General features: G+C 39.8%; 11 protein-coding genes and 1 pseudogene. 10 read left to right on the top strand and 2 right to left on the bottom strand.

Translation table 11 applies throughout. From position 1 onward, the window contains the following. Positions 1 to 81: 81 nt before the first annotated feature. The 4 genes from CUU66_RS02745 to CUU66_RS02735 all read left to right on the top strand — a co-directional run bounded on the left by CUU66_RS02745 (position 82) and on the right by CUU66_RS02735 (position 3,834). Positions 82 to 1,278, top strand: coding sequence for a DUF4062 domain-containing protein (locus tag CUU66_RS02745; RefSeq protein ID WP_101640151.1), 1,197 nt, complete (start codon positions 82 to 84; stop codon positions 1,276 to 1,278). Next, positions 1,265 to 1,405, top strand: a complete 141-nt coding sequence (locus CUU66_RS23940) for a hypothetical protein (protein ID WP_162144758.1) — start codon at positions 1,265 to 1,267, stop codon at positions 1,403 to 1,405. The genes CUU66_RS02745 and CUU66_RS23940 overlap by 14 nt, the downstream gene beginning before the upstream one ends. Before the next feature lie 112 nt (positions 1,406 to 1,517). Further along, complete coding sequence (locus tag CUU66_RS02740) at positions 1,518 to 1,985, top strand: hypothetical protein (protein WP_101640150.1); 468 nt, start codon at positions 1,518 to 1,520, stop codon at positions 1,983 to 1,985. 406 nt (positions 1,986 to 2,391) lie between these two features. Beyond that, positions 2,392 to 3,834, top strand: coding sequence for a nicotinate phosphoribosyltransferase (locus tag CUU66_RS02735; protein ID WP_257967878.1), 1,443 nt, complete (start codon positions 2,392 to 2,394; stop codon positions 3,832 to 3,834). 854 nt (positions 3,835 to 4,688) lie between these two features. Here the strand turns inward: CUU66_RS02735 and CUU66_RS02720 are convergent. Then, a pseudogene (locus tag CUU66_RS02720) lies at positions 4,689 to 5,854 on the bottom strand (IS110 family transposase). 894 nt (positions 5,855 to 6,748) lie between these two features. Here CUU66_RS02720 and CUU66_RS02710 point away from each other — a divergent pair. From CUU66_RS02710 to CUU66_RS02680, 6 genes are all read left to right on the top strand, one after another. Then, positions 6,749 to 7,186 (top strand): hypothetical protein, encoded by a 438-nt coding sequence (locus CUU66_RS02710; protein WP_101640147.1) that lies wholly within the window; start codon positions 6,749 to 6,751, stop codon positions 7,184 to 7,186. Between the two features lie 66 nt (positions 7,187 to 7,252). Further along, positions 7,253 to 7,915 (top strand): hypothetical protein, encoded by a 663-nt coding sequence (locus tag CUU66_RS02705; protein WP_101640146.1) that lies wholly within the window; start codon positions 7,253 to 7,255, stop codon positions 7,913 to 7,915. A 436-nt stretch (positions 7,916 to 8,351) separates the two neighbouring features. Further along, on the top strand, positions 8,352 to 9,176 hold the full coding sequence (gene nadE, locus CUU66_RS02700; protein WP_101640145.1) for an ammonia-dependent NAD(+) synthetase: 825 nt from the start codon (positions 8,352 to 8,354) through the stop codon (positions 9,174 to 9,176). A gap of 551 nt (positions 9,177 to 9,727) precedes the next feature. Beyond that, entirely contained in the window at positions 9,728 to 9,922 is a 195-nt protein-coding gene (locus CUU66_RS02690) for a DUF1657 domain-containing protein (RefSeq protein WP_101640143.1), read from the top strand. Between the two features lie 13 nt (positions 9,923 to 9,935). Further along, complete coding sequence (locus CUU66_RS02685) at positions 9,936 to 10,793, top strand: DUF421 domain-containing protein (protein WP_257967877.1); 858 nt, start codon at positions 9,936 to 9,938, stop codon at positions 10,791 to 10,793. A gap of 517 nt (positions 10,794 to 11,310) precedes the next feature. Beyond that, the gene (locus CUU66_RS02680; protein ID WP_101640142.1) at positions 11,311 to 12,951 is read left to right on the top strand and encodes a M4 family metallopeptidase; all 1,641 of its coding nucleotides are present in this window, start codon (positions 11,311 to 11,313) and stop codon (positions 12,949 to 12,951) included. Positions 12,952 to 13,009: 58 nt separating this feature from the next. On the opposite strand, the gene CUU66_RS02675 is transcribed toward CUU66_RS02680, so the two are convergent. Then, positions 13,010 to 13,225, bottom strand: a complete 216-nt coding sequence (locus CUU66_RS02675) for a hypothetical protein (RefSeq protein ID WP_101640141.1) — start codon at positions 13,223 to 13,225, stop codon at positions 13,010 to 13,012. Positions 13,226 to 13,228: the final 3 nt, after the last annotated feature.

Below are 13,228 nucleotides of genomic sequence, written 5' to 3'. Positions count from 1 at the left end.
TCCCTGCTCAGTCCAGCTTTGCTTTACTCCTGTGTTCTTTCGTGTAAGACCGTCCAAGTGGAAAAATGTGGAGGTGGAGTTATGCAGACAGGAACTAAAATATTTATTAGTTCAGCCTATGAAAATGAACTAAAGCCATTAAGAAGGAAGTTAGCGGAGTCTCTGGCAAATGCTGGTCATTTTCCTTTGCTATTTGAGGAGAATTTTGGTGTATGGGGTCAGGACAAAATTGAAACGTGCATAAATAAAGTTAAAGAATGTGATATTTTCCTCCTGTTTCTTTCAGAAAAGAGCGGAAGCTTTACAGAGAAGGATCCCCGGGTTACAGCCACATATGTCGAATTCCACTATGCGAAAAAAGAAAAAAAATTAATACTTCCTTTTGTAAATGATTGGATTAAAAACTTATATTTTAGTGATTTAAAGCAGTTAATAGCGGAGGAACTTTATAAATTCCGGTCACAATTCTACAGATTTCCCGGTCATATTTATGATATTGTAGAACCACTTATAAAAGAAATACAGCTGACCCGGGAATACCTGTATAAGAGAATAAAAGACGTAGATCCCTTTGTGTGGGCGTTTTTATATGATGTCGATCAAAACTGTCCATTTTTGTATGACATCGTTCTCGCGAATGCTGATGATTTGTGCAGGACTGTCAATATTTACTTAAGTAATTACCTTCATAAGGGCATAGAATATTTAAAGAATGAAGATGAAACAAAGGAAAGCCTGAACCTTGCCCCTAAACTGAAAAAGTACAAAGATTATTCTTTTCAGCTTATCCGGTCTTTTAAAGGAGGAATTCCCCAGCTCGATATTATTTTAAAAGAATTGTCACAAGTTCTGAAAGGTGCGAATATTTATAATCGAAAAGGGTATTATGTAAGGGAGGAAATTGCTTCCTTTAGTGATTGTACTGCCATTTCTTTATATAAAAGAAAAGGGAACAAGCTGGTGTACATGGCCCACTATGGAAATATAACACCAAAGCAGGAGTTTTTCCTGAACGATGAGGATGCGTATGTTTCAAAAACATATATCCTGGACGGAGAAGTAGAATATTTATTTTTTAATGAAGAGAAACACCAGCTTTATCTTACGAAAAGAATTGGAGAAATGGTCATGTGCGCTCATTTCCCATTCCGAGAATTTTGGTCTTCAAATGAAGTGGCTGCTCTTCAAGAAGAGATTTTTTCTGCTATACTGAAGGAGAGAATTTATTTAGATTTTGCAGCCGATTTAATTGGAGGGTTGGATATTGAAAAAGAATAAATCCGTCTTAGTGGCTTCTACACCGAAAAAATTATCGAGGGCAGCTTCAGATCAAAAGCTGGATAGTTTGGTGAAAAATAGCCAGAGATTGTTAGGTGCCTTAAACAAGCCTGCTCACCGCAGCTGACTAGGACTCCGTTACAAAACAGAGTACAGCTGCCTTGCGGGTTTTTTTGTTGTCTAAACCTATTACATATAAAGAGATTTCTAGATTCATAATCTATAAAAGGAGAAAGAGTATGGGGACCATACGTTTGCCGCTTCCAGTGGGGCTCAAAATAGAAAGTATTTTATCAAAGGGGATTTCTAAGCAATCGCTTTCACGATCTTTAATGCAAAATAACATGACGCATATTACCAGCCTGGGAGCTGACGAAAATGATGCCGCATACTTGTTTCAATATGCTTCTGAACACAAAAGTGATTGCATTACTGCGGTGGAACAGGGCTACGAATTTAAATTTTTGACCATTAGAGGGTTAAAGAATTTTTTGCAATTACGATATGGACTCATAGATGGAGTGGACTTAATCTTTAAAGAAGACTCACTGGAAAGTGTCAAATTGAGAAAAGCATGGCTCCGCGACATCGAAACGGCTATTACCAAACACTGGAGTTTCACTATTGTTGATGAGTATGGAAGCAGTGTAATGGGAAGGTTCACGCTGGCACAGAGGGAGCTGCAGGTCGGAACGAATAAGGAATAAGCGCATGTTCCTGCTGTCATGAGGATATTCTTACCCCGCCTAACTTGAGGACGTTTTTTTTATTTGTAGGAATGAACTCAGGGCTAATAATTTTTGTCTTTGCCTTCTTTCTGCTATAACTGAATAGGATATTCTTTTTCAATTTTCAAAAACAGGCGATCGTTTAGGCTGCAGGTGGTTTATATATAGAAAGGATTATGAATCTCTGGGTGCATTACTGGGAACAATTTGTAAGAATACCTTGGACAAATCTTTTAATTAGATTAAGTTAAAACATGTTCTCAAGTTTTGAAAAAAGGCCTAAGTGAAAGAAACTGAATTTGACTCTGAAAAGGATTAGCAGAAAATGGCTTGGGTAAGTACAGAGAGAACCAGTATTTATTGAAAGAACAGGCGGTGTCTGAATTTGGATAATAGTTTTGCTTTACATACCGATTTATATCAAATCAATATGGCAGAGACCTATTGGGCAGATGGGATTCATAATAAAAGAGCAGTATTTGATTTATACTTCCGTAAACTGCCATTTGGGAATGGCTTTGGTGTTTTTGCCGGACTGGAAAAGATCGTTGAGTTCTTAAAGGAATTTAGATTCTCAGAAAGCGATCTTGAATACTTACGAAGTTTAGGTTATGAAGAGAATTTTCTGGATTATCTTAAAAGCATCCGTTTTACAGGGAATCTGCGGTCTATGGCAGAAGGAGAATTAGTCTTTGGAAACGAACCAATGCTCCGCATTGAGGCTCCGCTGGCTGAAGCCCAATTAATCGAAACAGCATTGTTAAATATTGTGAACTACCAAACATTAATAGCCACAAAAGCGGCGAGAATCAAGCATGTTGCAGGCGATGAAGTTTTATTAGAATTCGGCACAAGAAGAGCACATGAATTTGATGCTGCATTATGGGGAACCCGCGCTGCATTTATCGGCGGATTTAATGGTACAAGCAATGTAAAGGCAGGAAAGCTGTTTGGAATCCCTGTTTCGGGTACTCATGCACATGCGATGGTCCAGGCATACCAGGACGATTATACCGCTTTTTATAAATATGCCCAGCGCCATAAAGATTGTGTGTTCTTGGTTGATACCTATGATACCCTGAGATCTGGTGTACCCAATGCAATTAAAGTAGCAAAAGAATTAGGGGATAAAATCAACTTTAAGGCGATCAGACTAGATAGCGGAGACATGGCGTATTTATCAAAAGAAGCACGGAAGATGCTGGATGACGCTGGTTTCAAGAATACAAAAATTGTTGCTTCAAGTGATCTTGATGAATATACAATCATTAACCTTAAAGCCCAGGGGGCAAAAATCGATATCTGGGGTATCGGCACAAAGCTCATCACCTCGTTTGAACAAGCTGCCCTTGGTGCTGTATACAAGCTCGTTTCCATTGAGAACGAAGGCAGGATGACCGACACAATCAAGATTTCTTCTAATCCCGAAAAAGTAACCACTCCGGGAATTAAGGATGTATACAGAATTATCAACCGGAAAACTAGAAAATCAGAAGGCGATTATATTACATTATCCACTGAAAAACCAGAACAAGAAGAGCGGATTAAAATGTTCCATCCGGTCCATACGTATATCTCTAAGTATGTAGAAGATTTTGAAGCCAAACAGCTCCATCACGATATCTTTGTGGATGGAGAATACGTGTACGAGCTGCCGGATATCCAAGAAATCCAATCTTTCTCTCAAAAAAATTTAGGATATCTGTGGGAAGAATACCTCAGGACTATGAATCCGCAGGAATATCCGGTCGATTTAAGCCAAAAATGCTGGGATAACAAAATGGCCAGCATAGAAAAAGTACGAAATAAAGTAGAGGCTATGAAATAAGAAAAGCGGAGAATGGTGACTTTCAAGGAACTCTTTCTAAAAAGAACCGTGATGAAGAAACCCGTTCTAAAACGAAAATGGTTAGAAAGTCAGACACCTGAAAGGGATAAGAAGAGCGGCCGTGAAAGGCCGCTTTTGCCTTTTGATGGCGAACGGCCTATGACCGAAGTGTCAGTCCGCAGCTGGACAGATAGACAGAAAAGCGGAAAGCGGTGCCTTCATACGCACCTTTTGGAGTTCCTGCCTCCCAGAGAGTGTTTTTCGTGAAAAATTAGCTTATTTATCAGGATAAATAGCCAAATTATATTATTTTTTTATTCCGGCTATTAAAAAGGGCAGTGGAATATTGAGTTTTAAACGGGTTGTAAGGGTTTTGGTCGATTTTTCGTTCCCTTGAAAGGTCTTATGCTTATGTTTCCTGATTTTATGCTTATGTTTATGGCTTGTATGCTTAAGTTTTCCTTCTTTATGCTTTGTATTTAAGTTTTATGCTGATCCTGGTGACTTGTATGCTTATCCGTTGGATTTTATGCTTATTTGGAGAGGTTTATGCTTATCTGGAAGGGCTTATGCTTATTCCAGCAAGAGAAAACGAACATAAGATCGGCGGCGGCACATTATTGAAAGCTTGGCCCACTGTTCAGCGGAGGTCCAAGCTTTTTTATAGGTATATCCTAATTGTATTCTTGGTACTTTTTCTTACGATTAGTCAATACTTTTTATATGATTACTCGGTATTCTATTTACTATTGATGAGTCAAAGAGGCGATTCTTTATTAATTTGAACGCCAAATAGGCCTAGTTAAAAATGCTTTTTTTTACTAGACCAATTCTTTATGGTATTATGTAAAAAACTATGATTTGGTGGCCAACCTGTAGTCATAGTTCATATTGTGTGTAATAAGATAGAAGATGTTCTTCAAAAGCTTATTCACACAGGCGATGGACGCAACTTTATGACATTTGTTATAAGGTTGCGTTTTTAATTTGTCGTAGTACTCCACAAAATGATTGTTGCCAAAACGTTATTTCCTCGTTTATTGATCTTATCCTTGAAGAAAGTTTTTCCGGATTGATAACGGCGGATATCAATGCCAGTATAGGCGTTTAACTGCTTATTATTTTTGAAACGGCTAATGTCACCAATTTCAGCTAACATACTTACGGCTGTATTGGGGCCTATCCCCGGGATACTAAGAAGTATCTTATACTCTTTGCGATCTTCAACCAGCCTAACCATATCTTCGATACACTGATTCTTCAAGAGAAGGAGTTCCTGGTAACGCCTGGCATATGAGCGCAACTGTTCGCACAAGACATCCTTTAAAGAAACGGCAGGGTAGGACTGATCAGCTGCTTCCATTAGTTGCATCGCTTTCTTCTCAGCCATTGTAGTTGATATTTTTTTATTAGTATTTGCACGGATTCTATTCTTGATTACCGTTCTTGAGAGTCCCTGGACAAGATCCGGATGCGGAAACAATTGGACAACATTTAGAAATAGACCTGATTTGCTTGTAAATAACTTTTCTAATTCCGGAAAGGTCAACTGGATTACTTTATGCATCCGGCCACGGGTTACGGTAAGTTCATCGTCAAGTTCACTATAAAATCGGGAAAGCGACTTCAGCTGCTGGAATAGATCATCCGTACCGACCTTCTCTATTCTTTCCGCTGAAAAGTGGGTGAGAGCCAGCTGATGGGCATCACTTTTATCTGTTTTATGAATCCGCAAGGAGTCACATTGGAGCTTTGCTTCCAGTGGATTCAATACACAGTATACGAAGGTGTTTTCAGCCATGAAACGCTCCAGTTGCCTCGAATAAACCCCTGTTGATTCAAACACAATATGTGGCTGTTCATTATAAGCTTGTATCAGCTCATTTATCATGCCCTTTAATCTTTCAAAATCTGGTCTGGTGTGTTTTATTTCGCCTTCAAAAACACATTTTTTTAGTGCATTATAAATGACCATATAACTCTTTCCCATACTTACATCAAATGCAATTACATGTTTCATACTGATCCCCCTAAACGTATTGGACGCTTCACCATACTCTTATCGATTCCAATTTCTTATACACGATCTCAAGGATCCAACATACTCAAACCTGATTCAAATAAGATAAGTGAAGTAGGTCAGTTTTGTTGACGGATTCTCAGACCCAAAAAGTACCCCGACCTCTTCTCCACTTCTACTATATAAAAAATAGTAGTGCTAACCAATGCCTTGGTCTGCACTACTAATCTTAGTATGTTTTGTTCTGTTAATCATTTTGAATTTATTGGCTTATGTTTTTAGGTTTTTAGGGTGATCCTGGTGATTTGTATGCTTATCCGTTGGAGTTTGTGTTTTTTTGGAGGTATGCTCATGTGAAAGGGCTTATGCTTTCAGCGAGAGAAATGAATTTAAGATCCGCAGCAGTACAGTAAAATCAGCTTGGGCTCCAGTTCTCAGGTTCATGCTGTCTAAAATAGCCTTTGCTTATCCAAGCGAGAGCAACGAACATAAGTTCAGCGGCAGCATATTATAAAGAAAGCTTGGACCCCCGTTCAGCGGAGGTCCAAGCTTTTTTATAGTGTTGTTAGTGAGCGTTTTTATCATTTTTATCAGGATCCCGCTGAGGGCTGACATCCTGGTTGTGCTCTTCCTTCTTTTTTTGTTCGGCTGAATCATTCTGGTTGTTATTGTTTGTGGTCATGCTAAACCCCTCCTTAAGTATGTCTATATTTATGTACCCTTTAGTACTTAGATAAAACGTTCTTTCAAAAGTGGAAAACGCTAAATAATGAAATTGGGGCTATTGATATGAAAAAAAAACCTAAATTCCATACCTGACCTAGGAAAATTGTCCATTCCTTTTTAGTGGAAATGAATACATTAGTCTTAGATAGAGCGAAGGGAGGCAGCAAAATGTCAATTTGGTTTAACAATGGAAGAAACGGCTGGGGCAGCAGGAATAACAACCGAGGATATGGCAGTGGAAATGGGTATGGTGGAAACAGCGGCGGCTCCGATTCTAACAGCCGGTCTGATGCAGATTCGGATGTTGAATTTGAATTAGATAACGATTTAAGTAACCGCTCCGATGTTGAAACAGACGTCCGTAACGATGTTGATGTTCGAAACGATAATGATAATGACAACGATAATGAAAATGACCTTGTAAATAACAACAAAAGTAATTCAGATGCTGATTCAAAAGTTGTGAACAGCGGTAACGCTCGAGTTGATTTCTGCATAGATATCAATGTGGATTCCGATTCTAATTCAAGGGTAAGGTCTAGAGCAGATTCTGATGCAGAATCAGATCAAGACCAGGATCAAAATCAGGATCAAGAGCAGGACTAATCTTACTTCAGGCGGGAGAGGGCTACCTTATCCCGCCTAAACCACTATATAATGGGAGAGAAGGTTATGGAAAACTATAACCAGAGAGGATTCTTCTTTCCGTTCAGAAGACCAGCGAACTACGGAAGATTTTCTCACGGTACTCATGGCGAGGGCTGGGGCAAGAATCGTTTTGGCGAAATTCAACATCACCATCCAGACGACAATGTACCAGATGACCACAGGCCAGACGATCATGGAAACAGTGCCAATGTAAGCCAAAACCGGATAAACTTCGAAATTAATACCAGCCAGGATCAGAAAAGCAGTTCAGAGAACAGATTGGATCAGGTAACAGATAGCAGGAACCGACAAGACAGTGACAACGATAACAGCCAGCAGGCAGAGTTCATCCAGGACATTCACACCAATGCCCAATCACAAGTCAGCCATAGTGGAAATTCCGATGTGGATGTAAACTTAAACGTCCAGGTTGATACAACTGCAATAGCGTATGCCCTACTATGTTCAATGTTAGCGACAAAACAAATGACAGAGAAGGAATTCGATATAGCAGTTAAGAAATTGGAAGGGCTGACAGACGGTAAAAAAGATAAAAAGAAGAGGGCAGACGGTGAGAAGAAAAAGACTGAAGGGGAAAAGAAAAATACAAAAGAACGTAAGAAATCCAGCAGAAATAGAGTGATTCCTTCATCAGTGAAAATGTATGATCCTAACAAAAGAGGATGACTTAAGCCTGGGTGGGCTTGCAAGCCATCCTCTTAGCCTTGCTTTCAATCATAAAAGAACGGAAAGGCATCCTCTTCGTATTCCGTATAGCAATCTAGGCACAGTTTCACTTGATCCTCCCGCGAGACCGCCTCCTCCTCGAATAATACCAATCCGCATGATAAACAAAAGTACATAAAAGCTCCTCCTAGTATATTTTCTAGCATTATGCCCTAAAACTAGAAAAATATGAGCATGGCAGCTATTTTTTTGTAGTATTATTCAGACTACTCTAGTTGTGCCATATCTCAGTTTTAGAGGCCAGCTCTAAATTCTCTTGTATGGTTTAGCAAGGGTTTTTCAGGGAATCAAAAGTAACAGATATTTTTATTAATGGTAAACTTAGAGGTATACTATCGATATAGCAGTAAGCAGATCATGTTAGGAGAGGATTTTTGTGGACTTGCAAGCACGTGTTATTAAGGAGTTAAAAGTAAAACCGACCATTGACCCCCAGGAAGAAATAAGGAGAAGTATTGATTTTATGAAAGAATACTTATCAAAATATTCTTTCCTTAAATCTATGGTTCTTGGTATCTCAGGCGGGCAGGATTCTACACTTGCCGGTAAACTGGCCCAGATGGCAGTGGATGAATTAAATGAAGAAATTGGTGAGGATAAATATTCGTTCATTGCCGTTCGTCTTCCTTATGGAGAGCAGATGGATGAATCTGATGCACAGGATGCGATTAATTTCATGAAGCCTGCAAAGGTCTACACAGTTAATATTAAAGGTGCTGTAGACGCCAGTGTTTCTGCCTTAAAACAAGCGGGAATTGAACTGACCGACTTCCAGAAAGGCAATGAAAAGGCGAGGGAGCGGATGAAGGCACAATATAGTATAGCGGCTGCAGAAAGTGGAATTGTTTTGGGGACCGATCATGCTGCAGAAGCGATCACAGGTTTTTATACCAAACATGGTGATGGCGCGTGTGACTTAATGCCGCTATACCGCCTAAATAAGAGGCAGGGTCGCGAAATGCTGAAGGTCCTCGGCTGTCCAGAGCATCTCTATAAAAAGAAGCCGACCGCAGATCTTGAAGAAAATAAACCCCAGCTGCCTGATGAAACGGCACTGGGTGTCAGCTATGAGGCAATTGACGATTATCTAGAAGGAAAAGAAGTGACTCAGACTGAGAAAGAAAAGATTGAAAGTCACTTCCTGCGTTCCGAGCATAAGCGTCATGATGCAATCAGCGTATATGATGATTGGTGGAAATAATTCATAATAAGATAAAAAGCGGATCCATATGAAGGGATCCGCTTTTTATATATTGTCTATCTTTACGGTATTTATATTTAAATAAAGGATGCAGCATGAAGGAAAAGTAAGGGAGAAGAAAAAGGTGAACAATCATGGACGTCAAGAGGTTTTCAGGGCTTGTCCATTGGTCTTTTTCTGCCTGTCCCTCTTCAATATATTCTTGATATATCACCAGTTCATATAGCGGTTACAGCTGTGGATAATAGAACAGACTCGGAAACCGTTTAATATCTTTTTTGATGGAATAATTTTGAATCACTTTAAAGTACAGGGTGTTTGTCTCTTCTCTAGATTGATGGATCTATTCGGAGAATCAGAACTTTCTCAGCGCCCTTCAGTAATCACCCAACATACTAACTGTATGAGAACATAAAGTCGGCATATCATTAAGCCTCCCCTTCAATCTGAAGAAGGGTTTGTTTTTATTATTTTCATACATAAGCGCCTAGTTAATTGAGAGACTAAGAAGATGGAATGGAACCCAAAAAAGTTCAAAGGGGAAGTAAAAGTTGACGGAACTAAACGAGATTAAAAAAACACTTGCTGCCATCAAAGGTATAGAAGCACAGCTTTCTATCTTTGCACTCAGTTCTAGGGAAGAGGAGGCACAGATTGCATTGCATGAGGCAATGGTACAGGCTGGACAGATTAAACATGATATCCAAAAAAGAATATACGCCTTAGAACGGAACAAAACAAGCTGAAGGAGGGTTTCCGGTGACCGTTTTTGACGTAATGTACCGGTCGTTAATTTTTATTGTCGTACTATTTGTCGTAACTAAAATTCTTGGAAAAAAGCATATTTCCCAGCTCTCCTTTTTTGAATACATCACGGGAATCACCCTGGGGGACATTGCGGGAGAAGTAATCCTGGGGGAAGATATGCACATCATGCATGGCGTCGCAGGCATTCTCGTTTTTAGTGCGATATCCTATATTTCGGATATTCTAACCTTAAAAAGCAGAAAATTTCGGGCGGTCATAGAAGGCAGAGATACAGTTTTTATTCAAGATGGCAAAATCAGAGAAAAGGGCTTAAAAAAAGAAAAATACACTATTGAAGATTTAGCTGCCTTACTGCGGGATAAAGGCGTATTTGAAATAAAGGATGTGGAATATGCTATCCTAGAGCCGAAAGGGAAGTTAAGCGTCCTTCTAAAAAAAGAAAATCAGCCCCTTACAGCGAAAGATCTTAATCTTTTCCTTCCGAATGAGAAAGAACCGCAAACCATCATCATGGATGGACAGGTTATATATGAAGCGCTTGCGAAAACCGGAAAAAACATTCAGTGGGTCAAAACCGAGCTGAAAAAACTCGGAACCACCATCGATCAAGTATTCTTTGCCCAAGTCAATACGTACGGTGACCTATCTGCCGATTTATATGACGATCAAACAAAACCGTCTCATCCTAATGAGCGCCAGCTGCTTCTTGCTCTTATAAAACGCACACAGGCAGAACTGGAAATGCTCTCCTATCAAACACAGGAAGCAGAAAACAAACAAATCTTTACCCAGAACGCAGACAAAATGAAAGTTATTCAACAAAATATTGAGCCGTATTTGCGTGCGTGAGAAACCCTCGGATAATAGATTCGGGGGTTTTTGATCAGGAGTTTTTTTGGCTTAGACTGAAGGAACAAAAGAAAAGGGAGACTCTATATTTCACCCTCATGGCAGAGTAAAACCCTTTAGAGCTGAATTCTTGAGGACTCGTTTTTAGGGGCCAAGTGAATTACTTTCAACTTCATAAGAGTCACGGATTAAAAACCAGCTATATTCCAGTCCGTGGATTTTAATGCATCCAAACCCGTCCGTAAAACAAAAATGATCGTATCGGACTATATTAAATATTTGGAATATTTGTAATATTTAGTATACAGACTAATTCTCACTAATTTTTCCGGAGGTGAAGCTGTATACCTGACACTATTATTGCCTCAATTTTAAGGATTTGAACATGACACTAATCACTGGAAAAGCACTTTTTATAAAGGTTAGGAAAATAGCATCAATAGACCTAACATATACGTAAAGGTTTTTAATACATTTCATTGTATGTGATTTTTGTCTAACCAATGGAGGGGTTTGGATGAAGAAGAGGGTTATGTTGAGTTCAGTTTTATCTATGGGGCTTTTGGTTACCGGTTTGGGACAGGGGGAAGCTTTTGCAGCAAAAAATGTATTAAGCGTCGAGAAGTATAATGAGTCGAAGAATTCACTAGAATTTAAATCTGGTCAATTAACAGAGCCATCCAGTAAGAGAGCAAACGAAGTGGTATTTTCCTATTTAAATAAAAATAAAGATCAATATAAATATGGAAAGAATGCTGCAGAAGAGTCTTTTGTAGTGATTAAAGAGAAGAAGGATCGTCTGGGAACTGCACTTCGGCTACAGCAGACATTTAAAGGTGTTCCGGTTTGGGGGGCTATGCAGACTGCGACCGTTGCGGACGATGGTGTTCTTACCGTTTTCTCTGGAGAGGTAGTTACTGATTTAGAAACGAAACTGAAAGGAAAATCCGCAAAAGGAATCAAAGCCGGCGATGCTATTCAGGCCGCCCAGCAGGATTTAGGACTCAGGCCAGTATACGAGAAACAGCCTGACGCGAAGCTTGTGGTCTATTCTAACGGGGATAAAACGGAATATGCTTATCAAGTTAATCTGAACTTCTTAGATCCAGAACCAGGCAATTATTATTACTTTATTTCGGCAGAAAACGGGCAGATTCTAAATAAGTTTAATAAAATCCACCAGGCCGCTGCAAAACCAGTAACCGGTACAAACTCTGTTGGAAGCGGAACAGGAGTTTTAGGTAATAGCGGTGTTTTCCTAAATACTACATATTCCGGCGGCACTTATTATCTCCAGGATAACACCCGGGGCGGGGGAATATATACGTACGATTCAAAAAATGCGCAGAGAACACCAGGTTCTTTATGGGGTGATCTTGATAACCAATTCAATGCAAAGTATGACGGAGCCGCTGTAGATGCCCATTCCTATGCAGGAGTAACTTATGATTTCTATAAAAATACTTATAACAGAAACTCTTATGATAATAAGGGAGGGGCATTAAAGTCATCTGTACACTATGGAAGAAATTATAATAATGCATTCTGGAATGGGATTCAGATGGTCTATGGAGATGGCGATGGTACGACTTTTATCCCGTTGTCCGGCGGACTTGATGTGGTTGCACATGAATTGACCCATGCGGTCACAGATACTGAATCTGATCTGATTTATCAAAACGAATCAGGTGCCCTTAATGAAGCCGTTTCTGATATTTTTGGAACGGTTGTAGAGTTTGGGACACAGTCTTCCAAAGCGGATTATGATATAGGGGAAGATATCTATACGCCATCTAAAGGTGGTGATGCACTTCGTTCTATGTCCGACCCAGCTAAATATGGAGATCCAGATCATTATTCAAAACGTTATACAGGCACTTCCGATAACGGCGGGGTACACACCAACAGCGGAATCATTAACAAGGCAGCTTACCTGATTGCTGCTGGCGGGACCCATTACGGGGTATCCGTACAGGGAGTCGGCGTCGAGAAACTCGGTAGAATTTTCTACCGGGCAAATACCACTTATTTTACTGCTTCTGAAACCTTCTCTAAAGCACGGGCTGATTTAGTTCAGGCGGCTGCAGACTTATACGGTTCTGCAAGCGGGGAAGTTAATACGGTTAATAAAGCATTTGATGCTGTAGGCGTTAAATAAATAAATATAGGTAAAGTGAAAACCTGCTGCTTATCTTAAGCGGCAGGTTTTTTGCCTGTTATTCGTAACTATCGTCTTCGAAATACTTCCTGAACTCCTTTGTTTCTGTAAGTTCCCTGTTTTGATAATATGGGTTATCCTCTGTAGAATTGTCAGGGTCGAGATTGGTTTTGATGACCAGCATCGGGCCTGAAGTCCTTCTCTCGGCAATAATGCGGTCATTTAGCTGGTCAAAGTCAGGAAGATCTGGGCTTCCAGGGTTTTTCGGTTCCATTCG

This window comes from Peribacillus deserti (assembly GCF_002863585.1).
Lineage (GTDB): Bacteria > Bacillota > Bacilli > Bacillales > DSM-1321 > Paraperibacillus > Paraperibacillus deserti_A.
This window is presented reverse-complemented; position numbering and strand designations above follow the sequence as displayed.

Excerpts from the sequence above, each read along its gene's own strand:
- CUU66_RS02740 (WP_101640150.1), top strand. The coding sequence starts at position 1,518 with ATGGGGACCATACGTTTGCCGCTTCCAGTGGGGCTCAAAATAGAAAGT.
- CUU66_RS02745 (WP_101640151.1), top strand. The coding sequence starts at position 82 with ATGCAGACAGGAACTAAAATATTTATTAGTTCAGCCTATGAAAATGAA.
- CUU66_RS02680 (WP_101640142.1), top strand. The coding sequence starts at position 11,311 with ATGAAGAAGAGGGTTATGTTGAGTTCAGTTTTATCTATGGGGCTTTTG.
- CUU66_RS02675 (WP_101640141.1), bottom strand. The coding sequence starts at position 13,225 with ATGGAACCGAAAAACCCTGGAAGCCCAGATCTTCCTGACTTTGACCAG.
- CUU66_RS02710 (WP_101640147.1), top strand. The coding sequence starts at position 6,749 with ATGTCAATTTGGTTTAACAATGGAAGAAACGGCTGGGGCAGCAGGAAT.
- CUU66_RS02705 (WP_101640146.1), top strand. The coding sequence starts at position 7,253 with ATGGAAAACTATAACCAGAGAGGATTCTTCTTTCCGTTCAGAAGACCA.